Source organism: Halomonas sp. THAF5a, assembly GCF_009363755.1.
Classification (GTDB): Bacteria; Pseudomonadota; Gammaproteobacteria; order Pseudomonadales; family Halomonadaceae; genus Halomonas.
This window is the reverse complement of the sequence record NZ_CP045417.1, coordinates 3,665,348-3,691,036: the sequence shown is the minus strand read 5'-3', so window position 1 is coordinate 3,691,036 and position 25,689 is coordinate 3,665,348. Positions and strand designations below refer to the sequence as shown.

24 protein-coding genes and 1 other RNA gene are annotated in these 25,689 nt (G+C 69.8%); 13 read left to right on the top strand and 12 right to left on the bottom strand.

Annotation, left to right across the window (positions count from 1 at the left end; translation table 11 throughout):
* Positions 1–4: 4 nt before the first annotated feature.
* Entirely contained in the window at positions 5–1,492 is a 1,488-nt protein-coding gene (locus tag FIU83_RS16810) for a uroporphyrinogen-III C-methyltransferase (RefSeq protein WP_152485080.1), read from the top strand.
* Positions 1,489–2,742 (top strand): heme biosynthesis HemY N-terminal domain-containing protein, encoded by a 1,254-nt coding sequence (locus FIU83_RS16805; protein WP_152485079.1) that lies wholly within the window; start codon positions 1,489–1,491, stop codon positions 2,740–2,742. The genes FIU83_RS16810 and FIU83_RS16805 overlap by 4 nt, the downstream gene beginning before the upstream one ends.
* A 237-nt stretch (positions 2,743–2,979) precedes the next feature.
* On the opposite strand, the gene ybiO is transcribed toward FIU83_RS16805, so the two are convergent.
* Positions 2,980–5,367, bottom strand: a complete 2,388-nt coding sequence (ybiO, locus tag FIU83_RS16800; protein WP_152485078.1) for a mechanosensitive channel protein — start codon at positions 5,365–5,367, stop codon at positions 2,980–2,982.
* Positions 5,368–5,659: 292 nt separating this feature from the next.
* Between ybiO and FIU83_RS16795 the strand changes: the two genes are divergently transcribed.
* Together FIU83_RS16795 and FIU83_RS16790 are read left to right on the top strand one after the other, a co-directional pair.
* On the top strand, positions 5,660–6,043 hold the full coding sequence (locus FIU83_RS16795; protein WP_152485077.1) for a CrcB family protein: 384 nt from the start codon (positions 5,660–5,662) through the stop codon (positions 6,041–6,043).
* Complete coding sequence (locus tag FIU83_RS16790; RefSeq protein WP_152485076.1) at positions 6,040–6,429, top strand: CrcB family protein; 390 nt, start codon at positions 6,040–6,042, stop codon at positions 6,427–6,429. Before FIU83_RS16795 ends, FIU83_RS16790 begins: the two co-directional genes overlap by 4 nt.
* Positions 6,430–6,454: 25 nt before the next feature.
* Here the strand turns inward: FIU83_RS16790 and FIU83_RS16785 are convergent, their stop codons facing one another.
* The 6 genes from FIU83_RS16785 to smpB form a co-directional block, all read right to left on the bottom strand.
* On the bottom strand, positions 6,455–6,928 hold the full coding sequence (locus FIU83_RS16785; RefSeq protein WP_152485075.1) for a methylglyoxal synthase: 474 nt from the start codon (positions 6,926–6,928) through the stop codon (positions 6,455–6,457).
* A 317-nt stretch (positions 6,929–7,245) separates the two neighbouring features.
* Positions 7,246–8,541 (bottom strand): aspartate kinase, encoded by a 1,296-nt coding sequence (locus tag FIU83_RS16780; RefSeq protein WP_152485074.1) that lies wholly within the window; start codon positions 8,539–8,541, stop codon positions 7,246–7,248.
* Between the two features lie 146 nt (positions 8,542–8,687).
* Entirely contained in the window at positions 8,688–9,842 is a 1,155-nt protein-coding gene (gene nspC / locus FIU83_RS16775; RefSeq protein ID WP_152485073.1) for a carboxynorspermidine decarboxylase, read from the bottom strand.
* A gap of 6 nt (positions 9,843–9,848) precedes the next feature.
* Positions 9,849–11,048: a saccharopine dehydrogenase family protein gene (locus FIU83_RS16770; RefSeq protein WP_152485072.1), complete on the bottom strand. Its 1,200-nt coding sequence runs from the start codon at positions 11,046–11,048 to the stop codon at positions 9,849–9,851.
* 362 nt (positions 11,049–11,410) lie between these two features.
* Positions 11,411–11,790, bottom strand: a transfer-messenger RNA (tmRNA) gene (gene ssrA, locus FIU83_RS16765).
* A 40-nt stretch (positions 11,791–11,830) separates the two neighbouring features.
* Positions 11,831–12,322, bottom strand: a complete 492-nt coding sequence (gene smpB, locus FIU83_RS16760; protein ID WP_152485071.1) for an SsrA-binding protein SmpB — start codon at positions 12,320–12,322, stop codon at positions 11,831–11,833.
* A 128-nt stretch (positions 12,323–12,450) separates the two neighbouring features.
* Between smpB and FIU83_RS16755 the strand changes: the two genes are divergently transcribed.
* Positions 12,451–12,885, top strand: a complete 435-nt coding sequence (locus tag FIU83_RS16755) for a type II toxin-antitoxin system RatA family toxin (RefSeq protein ID WP_152485070.1) — start codon at positions 12,451–12,453, stop codon at positions 12,883–12,885.
* Positions 12,875–13,186 (top strand): RnfH family protein, encoded by a 312-nt coding sequence (locus tag FIU83_RS16750; protein WP_152485069.1) that lies wholly within the window; start codon positions 12,875–12,877, stop codon positions 13,184–13,186. Before FIU83_RS16755 ends, FIU83_RS16750 begins: the two co-directional genes overlap by 11 nt.
* Before the next feature lie 58 nt (positions 13,187–13,244).
* Here the strand turns inward: FIU83_RS16750 and FIU83_RS16745 are convergent, their stop codons facing one another.
* Entirely contained in the window at positions 13,245–13,673 is a 429-nt protein-coding gene (locus FIU83_RS16745; protein ID WP_172976109.1) for an outer membrane protein assembly factor BamE, read from the bottom strand.
* A gap of 72 nt (positions 13,674–13,745) precedes the next feature.
* On the opposite strand from FIU83_RS16745, the gene fur reads away from it, so the two are divergent.
* Positions 13,746–14,192, top strand: coding sequence for a ferric iron uptake transcriptional regulator (gene fur / locus FIU83_RS16740; RefSeq protein WP_108446059.1), 447 nt, complete (start codon positions 13,746–13,748; stop codon positions 14,190–14,192).
* Positions 14,193–14,296: 104 nt separating this feature from the next.
* Here the strand turns inward: fur and recN are convergent, their stop codons facing one another.
* Positions 14,297–15,970, bottom strand: a complete 1,674-nt coding sequence (gene recN / locus FIU83_RS16735) for a DNA repair protein RecN (RefSeq protein ID WP_152485067.1) — start codon at positions 15,968–15,970, stop codon at positions 14,297–14,299.
* Positions 15,971–16,252: 282 nt separating this feature from the next.
* Between recN and grpE the strand changes: the two genes are divergently transcribed.
* From grpE to FIU83_RS16715, 4 genes are all read left to right on the top strand, one after another.
* Positions 16,253–16,876: a nucleotide exchange factor GrpE gene (gene grpE / locus FIU83_RS16730; RefSeq protein ID WP_152485066.1), complete on the top strand. Its 624-nt coding sequence runs from the start codon at positions 16,253–16,255 to the stop codon at positions 16,874–16,876.
* A gap of 121 nt (positions 16,877–16,997) precedes the next feature.
* Complete coding sequence (gene dnaK / locus FIU83_RS16725; protein ID WP_152485065.1) at positions 16,998–18,926, top strand: molecular chaperone DnaK; 1,929 nt, start codon at positions 16,998–17,000, stop codon at positions 18,924–18,926.
* A gap of 91 nt (positions 18,927–19,017) precedes the next feature.
* Positions 19,018–20,160, top strand: a complete 1,143-nt coding sequence (gene dnaJ, locus FIU83_RS16720; protein ID WP_152485064.1) for a molecular chaperone DnaJ — start codon at positions 19,018–19,020, stop codon at positions 20,158–20,160.
* Positions 20,161–20,347: 187 nt separating this feature from the next.
* A complete protein-coding gene (locus tag FIU83_RS16715; RefSeq protein ID WP_152485063.1) occupies positions 20,348–21,244 on the top strand; it encodes a DMT family transporter in 897 nt (298 codons plus the stop codon).
* On the opposite strand, the gene FIU83_RS16710 is transcribed toward FIU83_RS16715, so the two are convergent.
* From FIU83_RS16710 to FIU83_RS16700, 3 genes are read right to left on the bottom strand one after another with little or no spacing between them, the layout of a single operon-like run.
* Positions 21,222–21,971, bottom strand: a complete 750-nt coding sequence (locus FIU83_RS16710) for an ABC transporter ATP-binding protein (protein ID WP_152485062.1) — start codon at positions 21,969–21,971, stop codon at positions 21,222–21,224. The two genes, FIU83_RS16715 and FIU83_RS16710, sit on opposite strands and share 23 nt — an antisense overlap.
* Positions 21,965–23,032: an iron ABC transporter permease gene (locus FIU83_RS16705; RefSeq protein WP_152485061.1), complete on the bottom strand. Its 1,068-nt coding sequence runs from the start codon at positions 23,030–23,032 to the stop codon at positions 21,965–21,967. The genes FIU83_RS16710 and FIU83_RS16705 overlap by 7 nt, the downstream gene beginning before the upstream one ends.
* Positions 23,022–24,149, bottom strand: coding sequence for an ABC transporter substrate-binding protein (locus FIU83_RS16700; RefSeq protein WP_152485060.1), 1,128 nt, complete (start codon positions 24,147–24,149; stop codon positions 23,022–23,024). Before FIU83_RS16700 ends, FIU83_RS16705 begins: the two co-directional genes overlap by 11 nt.
* A 288-nt stretch (positions 24,150–24,437) precedes the next feature.
* Between FIU83_RS16700 and FIU83_RS16695 the strand changes: the two genes are divergently transcribed.
* Both FIU83_RS16695 and FIU83_RS16690 read left to right on the top strand, forming a co-directional pair.
* Entirely contained in the window at positions 24,438–24,716 is a 279-nt protein-coding gene (locus FIU83_RS16695; protein ID WP_152485059.1) for a DUF2218 domain-containing protein, read from the top strand.
* Positions 24,713–25,627: a DMT family transporter gene (locus FIU83_RS16690; protein WP_253939502.1), complete on the top strand. Its 915-nt coding sequence runs from the start codon at positions 24,713–24,715 to the stop codon at positions 25,625–25,627. The genes FIU83_RS16695 and FIU83_RS16690 overlap by 4 nt, the downstream gene beginning before the upstream one ends.
* The last annotated feature ends 62 nt before the right edge of the window (positions 25,628–25,689 follow it).

The window sequence follows — 25,689 nt, the reverse complement described above, 5'->3', positions numbered from 1 at the left end:
ACAGATGAGCAAGCAACCAAACGATCAGGACGAACAGCAGACGCCTTCCGATGCGGCCCAGGGCGCATCGACGCCGCCGGGCGGTCAGGGGGGCGGCGAGGCCGACAAGGCCGGCGGTTCGTCCTCCCGCCGTTCGCGCCGCCGCGGCAAGGGCGGCGCATCGGCGCCGGCCGGGGCCGCGGCCGGGCCGGAGAAGCAGGGCGCGGCCGCCTCGAGCGCGCAGGAGGCGAGCGGCTCGTCCGGCACGCCGAGCGCCTCCGCCGACAAGCCGGCCTCGGGCGCTTCCGGCCCCGACAAGGCCAAGACCCAGAGTGCCGCGGCCGACAAGCCGGCCGCTGGCAAGGCCAAGGCGCCGGGCGCCTCCGCCGACAAGGCGAAGGCCGCCGAGAGCGGCAAGCCCCCGGCGGGCGGTGCCGCCACCGCCACCAGCGGCGACGGCCGGGGCGGCGGCAAGGCCGGCGGCGTGGCGCTGGCGCTGGTGATCCTGCTCGCCATCGGCGTGGGGGGCTTCGGCTGGCTGGCCTGGCAGAAGCTCGAGTCGCAGCAGCAGCGCCTCGCCGCGCTGCCCGGCGAGGTCGCCAGCGCGTCCGCCCTGGGCGACCTGGAAGCCCAGCTCCAGAGCGCCGAGAGCGAGCGTGATGCGGCCCTCGAGTCGACCCTCTCCAGCCTGCGCGGCGATTTCGCCGACTATCGCGGCAGCGTCGACGAGACCCTCGACCGGGTGCTCGACGAGCTCTCCCGCGAGCAGGAGACCGACGAGCGCGACTGGCTGCACGCCGAGGCGGCCTACCTGCTGCGCCTGGCCAACCAGCGCCTGCAGCTGGAGCGCGACGTCGAGGGCGCGTCGGCCCTGCTGCGCACCGCCGACGCGCGCCTGCGCGAGGCCGACAACCCCGCCCTGGTGCCGGTGCGTCGCGAGATCGCCTCCGAGCTCGCCGCCCTGGAGGCCGTGCCGACGGTCGATCGCACCGGCCTCTACCTGGCCCTCAACGCCCAGCAGGAGCTGATCGCCGGCCAGCCCCTGGCCCAGGACATCGAGGAGATGACCGCCGATGCCGTCATCGAGGACGCGCCCACCGGCGGCTGGCAGCAGCAGCTGTCGCGCTTCGGCAGCGAGCTCAAGGACCTGGTCACCGTGCGTCAGCACGACGAGGCCCTGGAGGCGCTGATCGCTCCGGAGCAGGAGTCCTACCTGCGCCAGAGCGTGCGCCTGGTGCTCGAGCAGTCCCAGCTGGCGCTGCTCAAGGAGGAGCAGGCGCTCTTCGACGCCAGCCTCGACAAGGCCCTGACGCTGATCCGCGGCTACTACGACATGGACGCGTCCGGCGTGCAGTCGGTGGTCGCCCGCCTCGAGGAGCTCCAGCAGCGCAGCATCCGCCCCGAGCTGCCGGACATCAGCGGCTCCCAGCAGGCGCTGGCGGGCTTCATCGAGCATCGCTTCGAGAGCCGCGTCGCCGATCAGGCCGAGGGCGGCCAGGGAGATGACGCATGAGAAAGCTGATCCTGATCGTGGTCCTGGGCCTCGCGCTCGGGGCGCTGTTCGGCCAGCTGATGATGTCGGTGCCGGGCTACTGGCTGGTGCGGGTGGGCGACACCTCCTACCAGACCTCCTTCTGGTTCGGCCTGGTCATCCTGCTGGCCGTGTTCATCGCGCTGCACTTCGGCCTGCGCCTGCTGATGCGTCTGACCCGCCCGGTCAGCCGCTTCAAGGTGTGGAACAGCCGCGCCCGTAATCGCACCGCCATGAAGCGCACCGTGCGTGGCCTGGTGGCGCTCGCCGAGGGGCGCTGGAAGCGCGCCGAGAAGGCCCTGGTCAAGGCCGCCGACGACTCCAGCACGCCGCTGGTCAACTACCTCTCCGCGGCCCTGGCCGCCCACTACCAGGGGCGCTACGAGCAGGCCGACACCCTGCTCAAGCGGGCGCACCTGAGCACCGAGGGGGCCGACACCGCGGTGGGCATGATGCAGGCCCAGCTGATGCTGGACCGCCAGCAGTACGAGGAGGCGCTGGCGATCCTGACCCGCCTGGACCGCCACCTGCCGAACCATCCCCAGGTGCTCAAGCAGCTCAAGCAGGCCTACCTCAGCGTCAGCGACTGGGACGGCCTGCGCCGCCTGATGCCGCGGCTGGGTGCCCAGCAGCTGATCTCCCGCGAGGAGCGCGAGCAGCTCGAGCTGCGCGCCTACCGCGAACTGATCGGCCAGGAGGCTCGCAACCCCGGCGACATCGAGCGGGTGCGCAACCTCTGGGCCGACATGCCCGACGACCTGCGCACCAACAACGACCTGATCGTGCTCTACGCCGAGGCGCTGGTGCGCGGCGGCGAGGAGGGCATCGCCGAGCGCCTGCTGCGCCACTCCCTCAAGGAGCACTGGGACAGCCGCCTGGTGCTGCGCTACGGCCTGCTCGACGTGGATGCCCGTCGCCAGCTGGTGGTGGCCGAGAAGTGGCTGCAGGAGCGGCCCAACGACCCGGACCTGCTGCTCACCCTGGGGCGCCTGGCGCTGCGCAACGCCTACTGGGGCAAGGCCCAGGAGTACTTCGAGGCGAGCCAGCGCCAGCGGCCCAGCGGCGTGGCCTGCGCGGAGCTGGCCCGGCTCTATGCCAACCTGGGCGAGCACCAGAAGAGCCAGCTCTTCTACCGCCAGAGCGTCGAGCTGCTCGACAAGTCGCTGCCCTCGCTGCCGCAACCCACCGAGGCGCCCGAGTCGGGCGCGAAGGCGGCCAAGGCGGCGTCCTGAGCGGGCGCTGGCCACCCCCGCGCCTGACCCGGCGCGCGGTGCGTCACGAAGAGAGGGGCTGCCGCATGGCAGCCCCTCTCTTTGTTTGTGAAGATGTCGTTGGTGAGGATGTCGTTGGTGGGGAGATCGTGGTGGGGAGATCGGCCGGCAGGGGCATCGTCGGCGGGAGGGTGACGCGCCCCAGGCCGGCGTGGTTCGTCGGCAGCGCCGCCGGGCCGGGCCCGGCGGCGGGATCGCTCAGGGCTCGTCGACGTCGTCGCTGCTGGGCTTGCGGTACTCCTCGCCCGCCAGTGTCTCCCCCTCGCGGGACTCGCCGCGCGCGGGCCTGACCTCGCGACGCGGATCGAAGCGGTCGTCGGCGTAGTCGCCCTGCTTGGGCTGGCCGGCGGGGCTGCCGTCGATGCTGAACCGCTGCTGCATGACGCGCAGGTTGGCCGGCGGCGCGCCGCCCTCCTTGTCCGCCCCGAAGTAGAGGGTGGTGTGGGGGAAGGGAATCTCGATGCCGGCGGCGTCGAAGTACTGCTTGACCAGTCGGTTGTAGGCGCGCCCCACGGCCCACTGGTCGCCGGGGGTGGTCTTGATGATGACGCGGATGTTGACCGAGCTGTCGGCCAGGGCCACCACGCCGGCCACGTCCAGTTCGGCCAGCAGCTTGTGGCCGTGCTCGTCGCTGGCCTTGAGTGCATCGAAGGCCAGCTTGAGCTGCTCGATGGCCTCGTCGATGTTCTCGCGGTAGGCGATGCCGTACTCGCCGACGTGGTTGCCGAACTCGCGCATGTAGTTGGAGACGGTATCCACGCTGGAGAAGGGCACGATGTGGTAGGTGCCGGAGAGGTCGCGGATGCCCACCGAGCGGATGCTCAGCTTCTCGGCGGTGCCGGTGATGCCGCCCAGGGTGACCACGTCGCCGGTGTTCATGGCGTTCTCCACCTGGATGAATATGCCGGTGATGATGTCCTGCACCAGCTTCTGGGCACCGAAGCCGATGGCCAGGCCCAGCACCCCGGCACCGGCGATCAGCGGGCCGATGTTGATGCCGATCTCGGAGAGCACGATCATCGCCGTCATGGTGACCAGGGCGATGGCCAGGGCGTTGCGGAACAGCGCGAGCAGGGTCTGGGCCCGCGCCGAGGGCACGCCGCCGCCGGTCTCCGGGTTGAGCTTGTGCTCGATCAGGCTGGCGAGGCCCAGCCAGGCCGCCGCGGCCACCACCAGGATCACGATCACACTGGCGATCTTGCCGACCAGCCCGCGGCCGGCTTCGGAGGCGTACCAGGCGGCCAGATCGAAGGCGCCCCAGGCACTCAGCACGACCATGATCACGGTGATCAGGATCAGCGCGCGGATGACGCGCAGCGCGTTGGGCACGTAGCTGTTGAGGCGCGGCTCGAGCAGCGGCAGCTTGCGCCGCAGGTCGTCGGAGAGCCGGATCTGGCGGCCGATGGTCTGGGTCAGGAAGCTGGAGGCCAGCATGCCCACCACCACGGTCGCCAGGGTCTTGAGGGTGGCGAAGAGCACGAAGGGCAGGGCGTCCGCGGGGCGGGTCAGGGTCAGCACCAGCACCATGAGGAAATAGGCCAGGGCGAACAGGTGCCAGGTGCGGGCGAACAGCTGCAGGGAGACGCGGCTGGCGGCCATGGTGGTCTGCCGGGCCTTGTGATTGAGGGCGTCACGCAGCCGCGCGCGGTTGCTCAGTACCACCGTCACCGCATAGATGAAGGCGCCGATCATGATCAGGGTGCCGAGGCTCTGTCCCAGGGTGGGGGCCAGGTAGGCGCTGATCAGCGGCACCACCACCATCAGGCCGTAGCCGACGAGGCCGATCAGTCGGGCGATCCAGCGGTTCCAGTAGGAGGCCTCACCGGTGGTGATCGGCAGCAGGCGCAGGCCCTCGTAGCGCGAGGCGAAGAGCATCCGTACCCCCGCCTTGAGCAGCTCGATCACCAGGAAGGCGTTGAGGAACAGCGAGGCACGGGTCGAGAGCGCGCCGGTCTCGCCCACCGCAAAGGTGGCGACCAGGTTGCCGCCCACGTAGGAGAGCGCCACCACCAGCACGTCGATCAGCGCGGCCAGGGCCACGCAGAGCACCAGGCGCACCACCGGGTTGAGCCCCTGGCCGTTGAGCGACCACTGGCTGATGCGCGTGAAGACCGGCTTGGCCAGCCAGCGGATGACCAGGAAGAGCGCTATCGTGGCGAGGATCACCAGGCCCAGGTTGATGGCCGCCTCGCCGACGGCGGCCAGGTCGATCTCGGCGCTGGCATCGTCGCTGCCCGTGAACAGCTGGCCGATGGCTTCACCCGCCTCGGCCAGCTGGGTGCCGACCTCGCCGGCGATGCGGCTGGTGGCCTGGGCCAGCTGGCGGGGCAGGGAGGGGGAGGCAGCGCCGGCCTCGGCGGCCGCCGAGGCGGCGGCGTCGGCGCCCGGGGTCTCGGCGGCCAGGCCGCGCAGCTGGTCGATCAGCTGCTGGCGGCTCTCGGCGTTCTCGAGCAGGTCGGCGAGGGTGGAGTAGGCCGGCGGCTCGCCGCCGCTCTCGGCTTGCTGGGCCTGGGCCGGACCGCCGAGGGCCACCAGGGCCAGCAGCAGCCAGATGCCCAGGGCGATCAGGGCTCGCATAGGGTTCACGCGGTGACCTCCGTCTCTTGGCGTGTTGGCGATGGGCTATCAGGGGAGCGGTACCGAGGTACCTGTCGGGATGGTACGGGTTTGGCGCCACGATCACGACCCGAGGGTCGTGGACTTTTTATGTACAAATATTGTACATCATGAGAATTGTCTGCCAATATTGCCGTTAACGCGGCGGCCGTCGGCCGCTGCCCCCCTGCAAGGCAAGCATGCGATACTCTTGGCCACCCTCCCGGGTGGCTTTTTTTGTGCCCGGGTGGCTGTTGTGTGGAGCGAGCGGGGTGCCGAAGGGATGAATCTCGAGCCGTTGACACTGCTGGCCGTGACCGCCGGTGGAAGCCTGGGCGGCATGGCGCGCCTGGCGCTGGGCGACGCCGTGGCGCGTCGCCTGGGCACCGGCCTGCCCTGGGGGACCCTCGCGGTCAACCTCAGCGGCGCCCTGCTGATGGGCGGGCTCGCCGGCGCGCTGGGCCCCATGGCCTCGGGCCCGGTGTGGTCGCTCATGGCCATCGGCCTGCTGGGCGGCTATACCACCGTCTCCTCGTTCAGCCTGCAGACCCTGACCCTCGCCCAGCAGGGTCGGCCGGGCGCCGCCGCGGCCAACGTCCTCGTGACCCTGCTGGGGGGCTTCTCGGCCCTGCTGGCGGGCGCCTGGCTCGCCGGGGGGCTCGCATGATCGCCTGGCGCGCCTATGGTGCCGTCGGGCTCGGCAGCGGCCTGGGGGCGGTGCTGCGTTATCTCGTCGGCGCGGCGCTGGCCGGGCCGCCCTTCCCCTGGGCCACGCTGGCGATCAACGGCCTCGGCTCCTGGTTGATCGCTGCCTTCGCCGCCTTCGCCGCCCACCGGACCCATGGCCGGGTGGCGCGCTGGCAGCCCTTCCTGGTCGCCGGCTTCTGCGGCGGCTTCACCACCTTTTCGCTGTTCGGCCTCGAGACGCTGCAGCTGCTGCAGGCCGGCCACCCCTGGCGGTCGCTCGGCTACGTGCTGGCGAGCGTGCCGCTGTGGCTGGTGGCGGCCTGGCTGGGCCAGCGAGCCGGCCGGCGGGCGGCGGCGCGGGCCTGACGGCCTCGCGGCGCGCTCTGGCGGCTCAGGCGGTACGCGACGACACCCAGGCCCCGGCATCGGGGACGGTCATCTCGTAGTCCCGGTCGAGCCAGGGGGAGCTGATCATGAAGTCGGCGCTCGCCGCGTTGCAGGCCACCGGAACGTTCCACAGCGCCGCCAGGCGCAGCAGCGCCTTGACGTCGGGGTCGTGGGGCTGCGGCGCGAAGGGGTCCCAGAAGAAGATCAGCAGGTCGAGGCGCTGCTCGGCGATACGCGCGCCGATCTGCTGGTCGCCGCCCAGCGGGCCGCTCATCAGGCCCTCCACCTCGAGACCCAGCTGGCGCGAGATGCGCTCGGCCGTGGTCCCGGTGCCGATCAGGGCGTGCTCCGCGAGGGTCGCCTCCCAGCGGGCCGCCCACTCGAGCAGTTCCTCCTTCTTGCCGTCGTGGGCCACCAGGGCGATGCGCTTGCGGGCCGGCAGGGTGCGCGTCACGTTGCGTGGCGGTCGGTGTGACATCTCGGTGCTCCTCGGGCGGGGATCCTTCGACGACGATAGCGCTTTACAGGTATGTTTACTACTTCCTCGGTTGTCGGCGGCGAGTCCGTCGATGCGCCGCCGGGCCCGTATCGACGATGCATTGGTCGCTCGACGGGCGGCAGGCGCCCTCGGGCGGGCCGGGCGAAGGCTGCGCGGAATACCGTAAGATTACTTAAAAACTTCGGGCCTCGCCGGTGCTGGCGTTCAGCGATGGCCAGGCACGGCCGCGCGTGGGGCGTCGCCGAGCGCATGCAGGCCACCGCCCCGGCCATGCGCGAGGCCGCGGCCTGAGCCTCTCAGTCGGGCAGGTGCCAGGTCGCCGGGCACTGGGCGCTGGGGAAGAGCCGCTGGGCGGTATCGGCGTTGCGCCGCTCGGCCAGGCAGTCGCGCCCCGCGCCGAGGGCGCGCAGCAGGGCGTCGTCGCCATGGCGAACGGTGACCAGGGTCAGGTCGTCGCGGCGCGTCACCCCATAGTCGGTGGCCAGGGAGGCGACCAGCGGCTCGAGGCGCTCGGGGTGGCCGTCGAGGACCAGCGAGAGGCGCATCGCCCCGGCATCGATCAGGCCGGCGTGCAGCCCGGCCGCCACCAGGCGGCCGAGGACGTCGTGCTGGCGCGCCTCGTCCATGAAGGCGAGGTCTCGCGGGCGCACCTCCAGCAGCGTCTGTGCCTCGCAGAGCATCAGGGCGGGCACCTCGCCATCGCGGCGGGCGTCGTCGCCGATGGTGCTGCCCGGTGCCGCGAGGTCCTGGAAGGAGCGCACGGTCAGCGGGATCGCCCGCTGGCGTAGGGGGGCGAGGGTCTTGGGATGGATCACCTTGGCGCCGTGCCAGGCCAGCTCGATCGCCTCGTCGTAGGAGATCCGCTCGAGCCGCACCGCGTTGTCGACGCGGCGCGGATCGGCGTTGAAGAGCCCCGGCACGTCCTTCCAGATGGTGACCCCCTCCGCGCCCAGGCAGTGGGCGAGGATCGCCGCGGAGTAGTCCGACCCCTCGCGGCCCAGGGTCGTCGAGGCACCCTCGGCGGTGGCGCCGGTGAACCCCTGGGTGACGCGAATCCGGCCGTCGTCGCTATCCAGGTCGCGCACCCGCTCGGCGGTGGCCGTCCAGTCGACGTTGGCCGCCTGGTAGCGGTCGTCGGTGACGATCAGGTCCCGGGCATCGCGCCATTCGCTGGCCAGCCCGATCTCGTCCAGCCAGGCGGCCACGAGGGTGGTGGAGAGCAGTTCGCCGATGCCGACCGTCTGGTCGTAGTGGAAGGGGCGTTCGCGGTGCGCGTGGGCGCGGTGGCGGCGGTCGAGCTCATCGATCAGCGCCTCGATCCTCCCGGCCACGGGATCGGCGCGTTCCCCGAACAGCGCCTTGACGGTGGCGAGGTGGTCACGACGCAGGGCCGCGAGGCGCTCGCGGTAGTCGGCATCATCGCTGCCCCGGGCCGCCGCGAGCAGCGCCTCCAGGGCATTGGTGGTCTTGCCCATGGCCGAGACCACCACGATCAGCGGGCGCTCGGGGAAGCGGGCGAGCAGCTCGCCCAGGCGGCGAATGGCCGCGGCGTCACGGATCGAGGCGCCGCCGAACTTGAAGACCTGGGTCATGATGGCTCCTTTCGCGCTGGCATGACGTCGCTTACGCCACCATGCGGGAAAGTCGCGGGGGAGAAAAGGGCCTATGCGCCCGGGGAGGAAACGACGACGGGCCCCCGAGGGGGCCCGTCGCGTCGGCGTCGAGGTCTTCGTCGGCGTCAGCTCAGCCGCTGCCGGTAGTCCTCGTAGCCGAAGGTCTTCACCGTGCGCACCTCGCGGCTCGCCGCGTCGATGCGGCAGATCGACGGCAGGCGCATGCCGTTGAAGGTGGTGGTCTTCACCATGGTGTAGTGGGCCATGTCGGTGAACACCAGCCGGTCGCCGATCGAAAGCGGCGCGTCGAAGCTGTACTCGCCCACCACGTCGCCGGCCAGGCAGGTCAGCCCGCCCAGGCGATAGGTATGGGCCTTCTCGCCGGGCTCGCCGGCGCCGAGGATCTCCGGCCGGTAGGGCATCTCCAGCACGTCGGGCATGTGCGCGGTGGCCGAGGTGTCGAGGATGGCGATGGCGCCGTCGTTCTCGACGATATCGAGCACCGTGCAGACCAGGTAGCCGGTGTTGAGGGCGATGGCCTCGCCGGGCTCCAGGTAGACCTCGAGGTGGGGGTGGCGCGCCTTGAAGTCGCGGATCACCCGCACCAGCCGTTCGACGTCGTAGTCGGGACGGGTGATGTGATGGCCGCCGCCGAAGTTGACCCATTTGCGATCGGCGAGGTAGCGGCCGAAGGCCTCCTCGAAGGCCGCCAGGGTGCGCTCCAGGGCGTCGCTGTCCTGCTCGCAGAGGGTGTGGAAGTGCAGGCCGTCGAGGCCGGCGAGATCCACGCCCTCGAGGTCCGCGGCCCGGGTGCCGAGCCGCGAGCCGGGCGCGCAGGGGTCGTAGAGCGCGACCTTGCCCTCGGAGTACTCCGGGTTCACCCGCAGCCCGCAGGAGACCTCCCGCGGCGCCCCGGCCACGGCCGCGCGATGGCGCTGCCACTGGGCCGGGGAGTTGAAGCTGAGGTGGTCCGCGTACTCGAGGACCACCGCCATCTCCGCCTCGCTGAAGGCCGGCGAGTAGGCGTGCACCTCGCCGCCGAAGGTCTCGGCGCCGAGCCGCGCCTCGTCCTGGCCGCTGGCCGTGGTGCCGACCAGGTAGCGGCTGACCAGCGGAAAGGCGTCCCACAGGGCGAAGCCCTTGAGCGCCAGCAGGATGCGCGCACCGCTCTCCTGCTGGACCCGCTCGAGCAGCGCCAGGTTGCGGCGCAGCAGGGCGTCATCCACCACGTAGGCCGGCGAGGGGCAGGCCGTGACGTCGAAGTCGGGCGTATCCACCATCGTCGATCAGGCCAGCGGGTCGTGGTCGGGGTCGAGCTCGACGACCTGCCACGGCAGGCCCATGTCGCCGATGCGGTCCATGAAGGGGTCCGGATCGAGCTGCTCGACGTTGAACACGCCCGCGCCCTTCCAGATGCCTTCCAGCATCAGCATGGCGCCGGTCACCGCCGGCACGCCGGTGGTGTAGGAGACCGCCTGGGACTGCACCTCGCGGTAGCAGGCCTCGTGGTCGCAGATGTTGTAGATGTGCACCTTGCGCCGCTTACCGTCCTTGATGCCGTCGGCGATGATGCCGATGTTGGTCTTGCCCTTGGTGCGCGGGCCCAGCGAGGCCGGGTCGGGCAGCACGGCCTTCAGGAATTCCAGCGGGGCGACCTCGGCATCGCCCACCTTGATCGGCTCGATGCTGGTCATGCCGACGTTCTCGAGCACCTTGAGGTGGGTGAGGTACTTGTCGGAGAAGGTCATCCAGAAGCGGATGCGCTTCAGGCCCTTGATGTTCTGGCAGAGGGATTCCATCTCCTCGTGATAGAGCAGGTAGAGGTCCTTCTCGCCGATGCCGTCGAAGTCGAAGGTGCGCTTCACCGCCAGCGGATCGGTCTCCTTCCACTCGCCCTCTTCCCAGTAGCGCCCCTTCGCGGTGATCTCGCGAATGTTGATCTCGGGATTGAAGTTGGTGGCGAACGGGTAGCCGTGGTCGCCGCCGTTCGCGTCCAGGATGTCGATGTGATGGATCTCGTCGAACAGGTTCTTCTGCGCGTAGGCACAGTAGATGTTGGTCATGCCCGGGTCGAAGCCGCAGCCCAGGGTGGCCATGTTGCCGGCCTCGGCGTAGCGATCCTGGAAGGCCCACTGCTCCTTGTACTCGAACTTCGCCTCGTCGGGATGCTCGTAGTTGGCGGTGTCCAGGTAGGGCACGCCGGTACGCAGGCAGGCCTCCATGATGGTGAGGTCCTGGTAGGGCAGGGCCACATGGATCAGTACGTCGGGCTTGAACGACTCGATCAGCGCGACCAGCGCCTCGACGTCGTCGGCATCCACCTGGGCGGTCTGGATCGGGCGGTCCAGCTGTGCCGCTATGGCGCGGCACTTGTCTTGGTTGCGGCTGGCCAGGCAGATCTCGGAGAAGACTTCGGGATGCTGGGCGCACTTGTGGGTAACGACGCCACCGACGCCGCCGGCGCCGACAATCAGGACTTTGCTCATGGGGTTTGGAATCCAGATCGAGAAAGGTTCAACGATGATAGGGTCGTATCGGTCGATGGACCGCGGCTGCGAGCCCGGACCCGATGCCACCCCGGTCGTACTGGCGCACCCGCCCCGAGGGGGCGGCGCGTGTGCGCGATGATGGCGTCCCAGCGAGTCGGGAGCAAGTGCTTTTCGCCCGCGGGATGCGACGAAAGGCGCAGAGGCGAGCGCGGGCCGGCCCGGCCCGAGAGGGGGTCGGGCGGGGAGCGAGACACTCAGGCGGCGCAGCGGCCTGGCGGTGGCCGTGCCGAGGGAAGGGGCCGGCGAGGGCCGCCCAGAAACGAAAAAAGCGCCCGTAGGCGCTTGATTCGTCGACTGTTTGGTGGAGGCGGCGGGAATTGAACCCGCGTCCGCCGGCACTCACCCATTGGCTCTACATGCTTAGCTTCGTCTTTTGTTTTAACGCTGCCGGCTCCGACGATCAGGATACGACAGCGCGATTCCTCTAAGTTTTAACGGCCGACGCGAGGACGAAGCCGGCCGCGATCCCATCAGTCTTGGCTCGTATCCCGTCGGCAATGAATGGGCACATTGCCTTCGGGCCGGGCTAGAAGCTAGCGGCGTTTAAGCTGCCAGCGCGCCCTGAGCGTAGTTGTCGTCGTTTGCGACTATTTAATCGTGATGTTGGATTTACGAGATACATCACGCTCTCGGCATGCACCTCAGGGATTGTCACCGGCGTCGAAACCGTGTCGCCCCCGTAACGCGCATCCTAACAGGATGCGTGGCCTTGTGACACCTCAGGCCTTGGTTTGTTCGCGCATGATGCGCCCTTTCTGGCGCTGCCAGTCGCGGTCCTTCTCGGTGGCGCGCTTGTCGTGCAGCTTCTTGCCGGTCACCAGGGCCAGCTCGCACTTGACCCGGTTGTTCTTCCAGTAGAGCTTGAGCGGCACGCAGGTGTGGCCCTTCTCCTGGGTCCGCGAGAAGATCTTGGCGATCTCCTTGCGATGCAGCAGCAGCTTGCGGGTGCGCGTCGGGTCCGCGATCTCGTGGGTGCTGGCGGTGTTGAGCGGGGTGATGTGGCTGCCCAGCAGCCAGGCCTCGCCGTTCTTGACCAGGATGTAGGTGTCGGTGAGCTGCGCCTTGCCGGCGCGCAGGCTCTTCACCTCCCAGCCGGCCAGCACCAGGCCCGCCTCGAAGCTCTCGTCGATGTGGTATTCGAAGCGTGCCTTCTTGTTCTGGGCGATGACGTTGCCGCCGGGACCCTTGCTCTTGCCTTTCTTGTTGGCCATGAAACCTCGTGTCCTGTATCTGCCGGTGGCGCTTGCCCTTCGATGTGGGGGGAAGCGTGGTACCATTCAAGGCCTGAAATAACCGCTCATGATACGCCCTGGGCACTGTGAAGTCAGCGGAGAGCTCAATGCCAACGGTCAATCGGTCCGCCATGGTGCGGCACACCCCCCAGGACATGTTCGACCTGGTCAACGACTTCGAGCGCTACCCGGAATTCCTGCCGGGGTGTCGGAATGCCCGCCTGCTCGAGCGCGACGAGTCGCACCTGATCGGCGAGATGACCCTGGGTCGTGCCGGGGTCGAGCAGAGCTTCACCACCCGCAACGACCTGATCGAGCCCGAGCGCATCGAGATGTCGCTGGTCAGCGGCCCCTTCAAGCGCCTGCGCGGCCGCTGGCTGTTCATCCCGATGGGCGAGGGGGCCTGCAAGATCAGCCTGGAGCTGGAGTTCGAGTTCGCCAACCGCCTGCTCGGCATGGCCTTCGGCAAGCTCTTCCAGCAGGTCGCCGGGCAGCTGGTCGACGCCTTCACCCGCCGGGCGGACCGCCTCTATGGCCGCTAGCGCGCCGGACGCCATCGAGGTCGAGGTGGCCTTCGCCCTGCCCGAGCGGCAGTGCGTGGTGGCGCTTCGCGTCCCCAGGGGCACCACGGCCCGCGAGGCGGTGGCGATGGCGGGGCTGGAGGCGAGGTTTCCGGAGCTTCCCGCGGCGACCTTTCGCGAGGCCGACCTGGGGCTCTTCGGCAAGCGGCTGCGCGACCCCGAGGCGCAGCCCCTGAAGGCGGGGGATCGCGTCGAGGTCTACCGGCCGCTCAAGATCGACCCCAAGGCGGTGCGTGCCGAACGCGCCGCCAGGACACGCTGACGCCCCGTCCGGCGGGGCCGGCACGGGGCGTCATGGAGACGTCTGATCGCGACGCGGCTTAGGGGCGATCCGGGGTGAGGTTGTCGATCGGCGCGTCCCGGTCGTCCGTCGCGGGGCGGCTGTCGGGGCCAATGCCGCGTTCGTCGCCGAGCGGCGGCGCGGTCGTGAAGTCGCCCTCCCGCTCGATCGCCACGACGCGCCCGCCGTCGAAGGTCAGGGTGATACGCCGCTGCTCCACGTCGCCGTAGGCCTCGTCGAGGCGATAGACATAGTCCCACTGGCGGGCATCGAAGGGCGCCTCGAGCAGCGGGCTGCCCATTAGGTCGACCACCTGCTGGCGGCTCATGCCCGGCCGCAGCTGTTCGGCCATGCCCTCGGTCACCAGGTTGCCCTGGGGCAGGTCGCGCTTGTAGACCCCGAAGTAGCTGCAACCGCTGATCATCAGCAGGGCGACGGAAAGGGTGACGATTCTGGTCAGCTTTTGCATTTGCGCCTGTTCTTCACTATCGTGGATTCGGTCGATCATAACCGACCCTACCCGATACTGCGAAGAGCGACCATGGCCGACCAGAACCATGAATTGCGCAAGGCCGGTCTCAAAGTGACCCTGCCGCGCGTCAAGATCCTGCAGATCCTCGAGAGCGCCTCCGAAAAGCATCACCTGAGCGCCGAGGACGTGTACAAGACCCTGCTGGACGCGGGCGAGGACGTGGGCCTGGCCACCGTCTATCGCGTGCTGACCCAGTTCGAGACCGCCGGCCTGGTGATCCGTCACAACTTCGATGGCGGCCACGCCGTCTTCGAGCTCTCCCAGGAGGAGCACCACGACCACATGGTGTGCCTGGAGAGCGGTGAGATCGTCGAGTTCTTCGACGAGACCATCGAGCGGCGCCAGCAGGAGATCGCCGAGGAGCATGGCTTCGAGCTCGTCGATCACGCCCTGGTGCTCTACGTGCGGCCCCGGGGTTCCCGGGCGACGCGCCAGGAAGGCATCCAGAAGAAGTAGCGCCACCGGGTCCACCCGGGTGGCGAACGGCGCGGCCCCGATCCTTGGATCGGGGCCGCGCTGCGTTGGGGCTGTCGTGCTGGCCAGCGCCGCGTTCGGCGACGTCAGTGATGGGCGCGCTGGCTGGCGTCGAGCATCTCCCGGGCGTGGGCCAGGGTGCGGTCGGAGAGGTTAACGCCGCCGAGCATACGCGCCAGCTCGCCGACCCGGCCGGCCTCGTCGAGCAGGGCCATGCGGGTCAGGGTCGAGGCCTTCTCGGCCTGCTTCTCGATATGCAGGTGATGGTGTGCCTGGGCGGCCACCTGGGGCAGGTGAGTCACGGTCATCACCTGGCCGTTCTCGCCCAGGCGGCGCAGCAGCTGGCCGACGATCTCGGCGGTGGCCCCGGAGACCCCCACGTCCACCTCGTCGAAGACCAGGCTGGCGATGGTCGAGTGCTGGGCCGCCACCACCTGGATCGCCAGGCTGATGCGCGACAGCTCGCCGCCCGAGGCCACCTTGGCCAGCGGCCGCGCCGGCTGGCCGGGGTTGGCGCTGATCAGCATGCGCGCGCCCTCCAGCCCCTCGAGGGCCGGGGCCTCCCGGGGGGCGAGCTCGACCTCGAAGGTGGCCTTGTCCATGGCCAGGAAGGCGAGCTGTTCCTGCACGGCACGACCGAAGCGGCGGGCGGCCTGGCGGCGCGCCCGGGAGACCGCCGAGGCCTGCTCGTGCCAGCGCGCCTTGTGCGCCTCGACCTCGGCGGCCAGGGTCTCGAGGTCGCCGTCGCCGCCCTCCAGGCCCTCGAGCTCGGTGGTCAGGCGCCGGTGCAGGTCGACCAGCTCCTCGGGCAGCACGTGATGCTTGCGGGCGATGCGGTGCACCTCGCCCAGGCGCTCCTCTACCCAGGCCAGGCGCTCCGGGTCCAGCTCCACGCCGGCGGCGAAATGGCCGAGCTCGCGGCCCGCCTCCTCGATCTGGATGCGCGCCTCGCCGAGCATGGTGAGGGTATCGGCCAGGCTGCCGCGGTCACTGCCCGGCAGCTCCGCGAGGTGCTGGATCGCCTGGTTGAGCAGCGACAGGGCGCCGGCTTCCTCGCCGTCGCAGCACTCGGCGGCGAACTGCGCCTCGCGCAGCCGCTCCTCGGCGTGGGCCAGCTCCTCCTGCTCCTCCTCGAGCCCCTTGAGTTCGCCCTCGGCCAGCGCCAGGGCATCGAGCTCCTCCACCTGGTAGCGCAGTAGCTGGCGGCGGGCGCGGATCTCGTCGCCGTCCTCGGCCAGGCGCTCGAGGCGCCGGCGGCTCGCCTGCCAGTCGCGGAAGGCCTGGCGCATCGCGGCTACTCGCTCGCGATGGCCGGCGAAGTCGTCGAGCAGGCGCAGGTGGGTCTCCTCGTTCAGCAGCGCCTGGTGGGCGTGCTGGCCGTGGATCTCGATGAGGTGCTCGCCCAGGGCGCGCAGGTCGGCCACCGTGGCCGGCTGGCCGTTGATCCAGGCCTTCGAGCGACCGCTGCGGGTCACCACGCGGCGCAGCAGGCAGTCGTCGGCGGGCAGCTCCCGGGACTCGAGCCAGGCGCGCGCCTCGGGCAGGGCCCCGAGGTCGAAGCGCGCGCTGAGGTCGGCGCGTTCGCGGCCGTGGCGCACGCTGGCGCTGTCGGCGCGCTCGCCGAGGCACAGGCCCAGGGCGCCGAGCAGGATGGACTTGCCGGCCCCCGTCTCGCCGGTGATGGCGGTCATGCCGCCGGACAGCTCCAGTTCGAGGTGGTCGACGATGGCGAAGTCGCGAATGGCAAGCTCTGTCAGCATGGTGCCTCCCGGGGGCGGTCTGGGAATACCGTTCTGCAAGGACCGCACGGTCGTGGCGCAGGGCGCGGGCCGTGGGGTGTGCTTGGTACTGTCTATCCATACACGTATTGTGTGTTTATACAGTAGTCCAGCGGCCCCCACAATGCACCCGCCCATTCGTCTCGCCCCGACGCCTTGAGTTCACCGCGGCCAGCCCCATATACGCGGCAGATCATCATTCACGTCACCATTCATGCCTTGCCAGCGGCCCCTGGCCGCTGATTGCCATTCAGGAGACCCCACATGGCCAAAGATTCTCAGACCCCGCTGGACGACGAACTCGCTCGCGAGGAGCGGGAAGCCGCGCCGCAGGCCGAGACCGTGGAGGGTGAGCTGGAGGACGCCATCGAGGGCGCCGATCAGGCCGCCGCCGAGGCCGAAGCCGCCGACAATCCCGAGGCCGAGGTGCTGGCGGCCCGCGTCGAGGAGCTCGAGCAGAGCGTCGCCGAGGCCAAGGACCAGGCCATGCGGGCGGCCGCCGAGGCGCAGAACGTGCGCCGGCGCGCCGAGCAGGAGGCCGAGAAGGCCCGCAAGTTCGCCCTGGAGAAGTTCGTCAAGGAGCTGCTGCCGGTGATCGACAGCCTCGAGAAGGCGCTGGAGTCCATGGGCGACGAGGCCAGCGAGGCCCACATCGAGGGCGTCTCCATGACGCTCAAGATGCAGCACGACGTGATGGCCAAGTTCGGCGTCGAGGTGGTGGAGCCCCACGGCGAGCCCTTCGACCCGCAGTACCACGAGGCCATGGCCATGGTGCCCAACCCCGAGATGGAGCCCAACACCGTGATGGACGTCATGCAGAAGGGCTACCTGCTCAACGGGCGCCTGGTCCGCCCGGCCATGGTGGTCGTCAGCCAGGCCGCCGGCTGACACCGAGCCATAGAAAAGCGGTCCTCGGGTCTTGAAAAGGTCTCGAGGGCCCCCAGATAGACGGCAACCCCGTGGCGAAAGCCACAGATCACGAATTCATCTGCCAGTTTGAGGATTTCCTATGGGACGCATCATCGGTATTGACCTGGGGACCACCAACTCTTGCGTCGCCGTGCTCGACGGTGACCAGGCCAAGGTGATCGAGAACGCCGAGGGCGCGCGCACCACGCCGTCCATCATCGCCTACACCGACGATGGCGAGACGCTGGTGGGCCAGGCGGCCAAGCGCCAGGCGGTCACCAACCCCCAGAACACCCTGTACGCCATCAAGCGCCTCATCGGTCGTCGCTTCAAGGACGATGTCGTCCAGAAGGACGTCAAGATGGTCCCCTACACCATCACCGAAGCTGACAACGGCGACGCCTGGGTGCAGGTCAAGGACAAGAAGCTGGCGCCCCCGCAGGTCAGCGCCGAAGTCCTGAAGAAGATGAAGAAGACCGCCGAGGACTACCTGGGCGAGGAAGTGACCGAGGCGGTGATCACCGTGCCGGCCTACTTCAACGACTCCCAGCGTCAGGCCACCAAGGACGCGGGTCGCATCGCCGGCCTCGAGGTCAAGCGCATCATCAACGAGCCGACCGCGGCCGCGCTGGCCTATGGCATGGACAAGTCCCGCGGCGACAAGACCATCGCGGTCTATGACCTGGGCGGTGGCACCTTCGATATCTCCATCATCGAAGTGGCCGACGTCGACGGCGAGACCCAGTTCGAGGTGCTGGCCACCAACGGCGACACCTTCCTGGGCGGCGAAGACTTCGACATGAAGCTGATCAACTACCTGGTCGATCAGTTCAAGGCCGACAGCGGCATCGACCTCTCCGGCGACAACCTGGCCATGCAGCGCCTCAAGGAAGCCGCCGAGAAGGCCAAGATCGAGCTCTCCAGCGCCCAGCAGACCGACGTCAACCTGCCGTACATCACGGCCGACAACACCGGTCCCAAGCACCTCAACGTGAAGGTGACCCGGGCCAAGCTGGAGTCGCTGGTCGAGGAGCTGGTCAAGCGCTCCCTCGAGCCGTGCAAGACCGCGCTCAAGGACGCCGGCCTCTCCAACGGCGAGATCGACGACGTCATCCTGGTCGGCGGCCAGACCCGCATGCCGATGGTGCAGGCCTCCGTGGCCGAGTTCTTCGGCAAGGACGCCCGCAAGGACGTCAACCCGGACGAGGCCGTGGCCGTGGGTGCGGCGATCCAAGGCGGCGTGCTGGGCGGCGACGTCAAGGACGTGCTGCTGCTCGACGTGACCCCGCTGACCCTGGGCATCGAGACCCTGGGTGGCGTGATGACGCCGCTGATCGAGAAGAACACCACCATCCCGACCAAGAAGACCCAGACCTTCTCGACCGCGGATGACAACCAGACGGCCGTGACCATTCACGTGCTGCAGGGTGAGCGCAAGCAGTCCAGCGGCAACAAGTCGCTCGGTCGCTTCGACCTGGCCGACATTCCGCCGGCACCCCGCGGCGTGCCGCAGATCGAGGTCGCCTTCGACCTGGACGCCAACGGCATCCTCAACGTGTCCGCCAAGGACAAGGCCACCGGCAAGGAACAGTCCATCGTGATCAAGGCCTCCAGCGGCCTGTCCGAGGAAGAGGTCGAGCAGATGGTCCAGGACGCCGAGGCCCACGCCGACGAGGACAAGAAGTTCGAGGAGCTGGTGCAGCTGCGCAACCAGGCTGACGGCATGGTCCACGCCGCCCGCAAGACCCTCGAGGAAGCCGGCGACAAGGCGACCGACGAGGAGAAGCAGGCCATCGAGAGCGCCGCGTCCGAGCTGGAAGAGGCGATCAAGGGCGACGACCAGGAGGACATCCAGGCCAAGCTCGACAAGCTGACCGAGGCCTCCGGCACCCTGGCGCAGAAGATGTACGCCGAGCAGGGCGACGCCGCGCAGCAGGCCGGTGAGGCCGGCGAGGGCGCCGCCAAGCAGGACGATGACGTGGTCGACGCCGAGTACGAAGAAGTCAACGACGACCAGAAAAAGCAGTAAACCACGACATCGTTTGACGGATGACGCCAGCGCGGGGGCCTGACTCCCGCGTTGGTGTTTCCGCAGAGTCCCTACGGAGGCGGACAGACTCATGTCCAAGCGTGACTATTACGAAGTACTGGGCGTCGAGCGCGGTGCCGACCAGAAGGACATCAAGAAGGCCTACCGACGCCTCGCCCAGAAGTTTCATCCGGACCGCAACCCGGATGATGACTCCGCGGCCGAGAAGTTTCGCGAGGTCTCCGAGGCCTACGAGGTCCTGAGCGACGGCGAGAAGCGCGCGGCCTACGACCAGTTCGGCCATGCCGGCGTCGACGGCCAGGCCGGCGGCGGCTTCGGCGGCGCCGGGGCGGGGGCCGGCGGCTTCAGCGACATCTTCGGTGACGTCTTCGGCGACATCTTCGGCGGGGGCGGCGGTCGTCGCCACCCCAACGCCCCGCAGCGCGGCAGCGACCTGCGCTACAACCTCGAGCTCGACCTCGAGGACGCCGTGGCCGGCACCAGCGTGGATATCCGCGTACCGCGCCATGTCGAGTGCGAGCGCTGCGACGGCAGCGGCGCCGAGCCCGGCTCCACCAAGGAGACCTGCCCGACCTGTAACGGCATGGGCCAGGTGCGCATGCAGCAGGGCTTCTTCGCCGTGCAGCAGACCTGCCCAACCTGCCACGGCAGCGGCGAGCACATCAAGGTGCCGTGCCACAAGTGCCACGGCGAGGGCCGGGTGCGCGAGACCCGTACCCTGTCGGTGAAGATCCCGGCCGGCGTGGATACCGGCGATCGCATCCGCCTCAACGCCGAGGGCGAGGCCGGCGTCAACGGCGGGCCGCCCGGCGACCTCTACGTCCAGGTGGCGATCAAGCCGCACCACATCTTCCAGCGTGACGGTCGCCACCTGCAGTGCGAGGTGCCGATCAACTTCGTCGACGCCGCTCTCGGCGGCGAGCTCGAGGTGCCGACCCTGGATGGCCGCGTCAAGCTGAAGATCCCGCCCGAGACCCAGACCGGCAAGCTGTTCCGCCTGCGCGGCAAGGGCGTCAAGCCGGTGCGCGGTGGCCCCCCGGGCGACCTGCTGTGCAAGGTCGTGGTCGAGACCCCGGTCAAGCTCAGCGAGGAGCAGAAGGACCTGCTGCGCGCCTTCCAGGACAGCCTGGAGGGCAGCAAGAGCCATCACTCGCCGAAGAAGTCGAGCTTCTTCGACGGCGTGAAGAAGTTCTTCGAGGACATGAAGCCCTAAGGGGCGCCCCGCCGCCAACGACGAGGCCCCGCGCTCCGAGGAGGAGGCGGGGCCTCGTCGTGTCCAGGGCGGCGATATCGGCGACGAGCATGGGAATGGTTCCCATTGGCGGTGTACCATGGCCGCCGCTCCCGGGCCCGGCCAACGCCGGGGCCCGATTCGACTCGACTCATTCACAAGGACACTCATGGACAACGCCATGGACCGCCCACTGGCCGGCATACTGCTCAGGCTGCTGTCGGGCCTTCTCTTCACGGGCATGATGGTGTGCGTCAAGGCGGTCAGCGTCGAGGTGCCGCTGGGGCAGACGGTCTTCTTCCGCTCGGCCTTCGCGCTGCTGCCGATCGTGCTCTTCATGACCTGGCGGCGGGAGTTTCCCGGGGCGCTGGTGACGCGCCGCCCGCTGGGCCACCTGGTGCGCTCGGGACTGGGCGCGGCGGCGATGTTCGCCTCCTTCGCCGCGGTGGCGCGGCTGCCGGTGGCCGAGGCGACACTGCTGGCGCAGCTGTCGCCGGTGGCCATGGCGGTGGCCGGGGTGCTGCTGCTGGGAGAGCGCTTCTCCCTGCACCGGGCGGCGGCGCTGGCGCTGGTGCTCTGCGGGGTGGCGGTGCTGGTGGTGCCCGACCTGCAGGGGGCGCGGCCGGACGGGCGCCTGCTGGGCTATGCGTTGGGCATCCTGGCGGCGCTGCTGACGGCGGGGGCGCTGGTCACGGTGCGGCGGATCTCGCGCACCGAGACGGCCGCCTCCATCGCCTTCTACTTCGTGCTGGTCACCGCCCTGGCGGGGCTCGCCACCCTGCCGCTGGGCTGGGTGCCCGTGTCCGGCTCGACCCTCTGGCTGCTGGTGCTCTCCGGGCTGTTCGGCGGAGCGGCCCATATCTGCATGACCCTGGCGCTGCGCTATGCCGAGGTCTCGCGGCTGGCGCCCTTCGAGTACGTGGCCCTGATCTGGCCGGTGCTGGCGGACTTGTGGATCTTCGGGCTGCCGCTGTCCGCCAGCTTCCTGCTGGCCCTGCCGCTGGTGCTGGGCGGGGCGGTCCTCGCGGCCTTCGAGGGCCGGCTCAGACGGCGGCTTCGACGATGAGCTGGGGGCGCCCCTGGGAGCAGGGCTCGATGCGGGCGTCGACCCGGAACACCTCGCGCAGCAGGGCGGGTGTGACCACCCGCTCGGTGGGGCCGCTGGCGACCAGCCGCCCCGCCTCCAGCACCAGGGCCTGGTCGGTGAAGCGCAGCGCCTGGCCGAGATCATGCAGCGCCGCGATGATGAGCATCTGGCGCTCCCGGGCCAGCCGGCGAAGGATGCCGAGCAGGCTGAGCTGGCGGTGCAGGTCCAGCGCCGAGGTGGGCTCGTCCAGGAGCAGGATCTCGGGGTCCTGGACCAGCGCCTGGGCGGCGCTCACCAGCTGACGCTGCCCGCCGCTGAGGTTGCCGATGTCGCGCTCGCCGAGCTCGGCGATGCCCAGGTCGTCCAGGGCCCGCTCGACCTCGCGAAGGTCGTCGGCCTGCACCTTGAGGCGCCGGCCCTGCATCCGCGCCAGCAGCACCGATTCATAGACCGTCAGCACCGCATTGGCGCCGGTATCCTGGGGCATGTAGGCCACCGGGCGCTCGCGCCGGGCGCCCTCGATGCGGGCCTCGCCTGCCCCGTCGAGCAGGCCGAGGATGCGCCGGAAGAGGGTCGACTTGCCGGCGGCGTTGGGGCCGAGCAGGGCCACCACCTGGCCGCCCGAGAGGCGCGGGCTGGTGACGGCATCGAGGATCGGGCGGCGGCCGTAGCGGGCCGACAGGCGGTCGAGGGTGAGGGTTACCATGAGGCCTTCTTGTGGCTGAGCACCAGGAACAGGAAGAACGGGATGCCCACCAGCGAGGTGATGATGCCGATGGGGATGACGGTGCCGGGCAGGATGACCTTCGACAGCACCGAGCCCACGGAGAGGATCAGGGCCCCACAGAGCGCCGCGCCCGGCAGGAAGAAGCGCTGATCCTCGCCCAGCAGCAGCCGGGCGATGTGCGGCCCGACCAGCCCGATGAAGCCGATGGTGCCGACGAAGGCCACCGCGATGGCGGCCAGCAGCGAGACCAGCACCAGCACCTCGAGGCGCAGGGCCCGCGGCTTGACCCCGAGGCTCTCGGCCTTGGCGTCGCCCAGGCGCATGGCGGTGAGCGCCCAGCCGTGACGCGCCAGCAGCGGCACCACCACGGCCAGCACCCCCAGCGCGATCCACAGCTTGGGCCAGGTCGCCTTGGTCAGGCTGCCCATGGTCCAGAACACCACCGCGGAGACCGCCTGCTGGCTGGCGAAGAACTGGATCAGGGCCATCAGGGCGTTGAAGATGAACACCATGGCGATGCCCAGCAGCACGATGGTCTCGATCGTCACGCCGCGCCGCAGGCTCAGCAGGTGAATGGCGAAGGCGGTCAGCATCGCCATCACGAAGGCGTTGATCGGGATCACGTAGTCGACCGCGACGGGCATCAGGGTGACGCCGAAGGCCAGCGCCAGGGCGGCGCCGAAGCTGGCGCCGGCCGAGATGCCGAGGGTGAAGGGGCTGGCCAGCGGGTTGCTGAGGATGGTCTGCATCTGGGCGCCGGCGATCGACAGGCTGGCGCCCACCACCAGGGCCATCAGCGCCACCGGCATGCGGATCTCCCAGAGGATCACCCGCACCGAGGCCGGTACGGCGTCGGGCGTGAGCAGCGCGGCGACCACCTCGCCGAGGCCGTAGCGCGCCGGGCCGAGCGCCAGGTCGATGCACAGGCTCAGGACCAGGGCCAGGGTGAGCCCGGCGAGGATCAGCTGGCGGCGAACCACCAGGGCGCGATAGAAGCCGCCCCGGGGAGCGGCGGGGCCGGCGACGGCGTTACTGCTCATTCAGGGACACCCAGTAGCCCGGTTCGTAGTCCACCGGCAGGAAGCGCTCGTGCAGCTCGCGCATCGTGGCCTCGGGGTCGAGGTCGGCGAACAGCTCGGGGTGCAGCCACTTGGCCAGGCGCTGCACGGCGACGAAGTAGTAGGGGCTGTTGTAGAACTGGTGCCAGATGGCATGGAAGTCGCCGCTCTCGACCGCGCCGATGCCGGTCATGGCGGTGCGCTCGGTCAGGCCCTGCAGCTTGTCGCGAGCCGCGTCCAGATCGGCGCCGGGGCCCACCCCGACCCAGTCGCCGCCGGGCACGTAGGCGTCCCAGTTGCCACCGGTGACGACCACGTGATCCGGGTCGGCGGCGATGATCTGTTCGGGGTTCAGCGAGCCGAAGGTGTTGGGGATGATGTCGGCGGCGATGTTGGTGCCGCCGGCCAGCTCGACGTACTCGCCGAAGTTGCCCGGCCCGAAGCTCATGCAGCAGTCTTCCGAGTAGCCGCCCGCCCGGTCGATGAAGACCCTGGGACGCGCGGGGTCGGCGGCGGCGAGGGGCTCGGCGACACGGGCCATCTGGGCCTCGGAGAAGTCGATGAAGGCCTCGGCGGCGGCCTCCTCGCCCAGCAGCTCGCCCATCAGCCGCATTGAGGGAACGGTGTGCGCCAGCGGGTCCTCGCGGAAGTCGACGTAGACGATGGGGATGCCGAGCTCGGCGAGCTTGTCGTCATAGGCGGCATCCTCGGTGGCGGCCCGGGCCTCGAGGTTCATCAGCACCACGTCGGGCGTGAGCGCCGCGGCCTGCTCGACGTCGAAGGTGCCGTCCTTGAAGCCGCCGAAGGTCGGGATGTCCTCCAGCGCCGGGAACTTCGCCGCATAGCGGGCGTAGTTGTCCGGGTCGGCCTGGGAGAAGTCCTCGCGCCAGCCCACCACATGCTCGAAGGGGGCGTCGGGCTGCAGCGCGCCCAGCAGGTAGATCTGGCGCCCCTCGCCGAGGATCACGCGCTCCACGGGGGCATCGAGGGTGACCTCGCGGCCGGCGATGTCGGTCACGGTGATCTCCTCGGCGAGGGCGGCCGTGGAACCGAGGGCGAGGGCCGTGCAACCGACGGCGCTGAGCAGTGCGTTTGGCATGTGCGGATTTCGTACTCGTGGATGGGTCGATTCGACGCCCGGTGCCCGCGCCGTTCGGCGGTTGCCGCGAGCGTATCTCGTTGGCTACTTGCGTATCGTTCGTATTCTCAAGCGGCGGCCAGTATGGCGGAATCCCCGAGTGGCGTCGAGGCGGCCACCGCGAAGACGATGCCCTGTGCCGCGGCATGGCGACCCGGGCGAGGTGCGCTGGCCCGGCGGGCGGGGTGGCGTTGTCGGGGGTGGGCGTCATAGTCTGGAGACTCATGTCCCAGGAACACGGAGTCCCCCATGCCGATTTCACGTGCCGATATACCCGCCGAGGATGCCCAGGGGCTGATCGAGCGCCTGTGCCGGGAGTGGGACGACGCCCAGCCGATCGACCGCGAGGAGGCCCAGGCGCGGGTGCGCTTCGACGAGGGCAGCTGCCTGCTCGAGGCCCGTCCGGGGCACCTCAGCGTGGCCGTCGAGACCCTGGATGACGAGAGCCTGGATCGCCTGGAGGGCCAGGTGAACGCCGCCCTCGAGGGGCTGTCGGGGGTGAGCCTGGAGATCGTCTGGGAAAATTGAGCGCGCCGCGTTCGGCCCGCGCCGCCCACCTCGGCATGCTGCTCTGGGCGGTGCTGGTGGGGCTCTCGTTTCCCGCGGTGGGGATGATGAGTGCGCTGCCGCCGCTCTCGCTCACCGCGCTGCGCTTCCTGATCGCCTGCGCGGGCCTGGGATGGCTGGCCCGGCGCTCGCCGGGCTTCCTGCCCGACGCCCGGGCCCTGCCGCTCTACGCCCTGATGGGGCTCTGCCTGGCCGGCTTCTTCGGCGCCATGTTCTGGGCGGCGCACCACGCCACGGCGCTCTCCATGGCCACCCTGTTCGTGACCGTGCCGCTGCTGGCCTTCCTGGGCGGCGCGCTCGTCGGGGTCGAACGACTGAGCTGGCGGCTGCCCGCGATCCTGGCGCTCGGCGCGGCGGGCGCCCTGGGGCTGGCCGTCGCCGAGTCCGTGGGGCAGGCCGGGACGCTGCGCTTCGGCCTCGGCGAGGCGGTGTTCTTCCTCGGGTGTCTCGCCACGGCGCTCTATCCGGTGCTCAGCAAGTGGGGGATGGCGACGGGGCGCCTGTCGGCCTCGGCGGCGGTGCGCACCTTCTGGAGCCTGGGGCTCGGCGCCGTGCTGGTCGGGCTGGCGGGCCTCGCCGTCGAGCCGGTGGCGCGCCTGGCCACCATGACCGGCCGCGACCTGGCGCTGCTCGTCTATCTGGGGCTCTTCTCCAGCGCCCTGACCTTCTGGCTCCTGCAGCGCGCCACCGCGGTGCTGACGCCGGGGGCGGTCACCGCCTACAGCTACCTGGTGCCCTTCGTCTCGATGCTGCTGCTCTTCCTGCGCGAGCCGGGGCGCATCGACTGGATCTGGCTGCCGGGCAGCCTGCTGGTGGTGGCGGCGATCGCGCTGCTGCTCCGCGCCGATGCGGGCGCCGGGCGCGGCGGCTGAGCGGGCCGCCCGGCCCGGGCGCCCCTCTGGTATACTGCCGCCATTTCCGCAGCCAACGCATT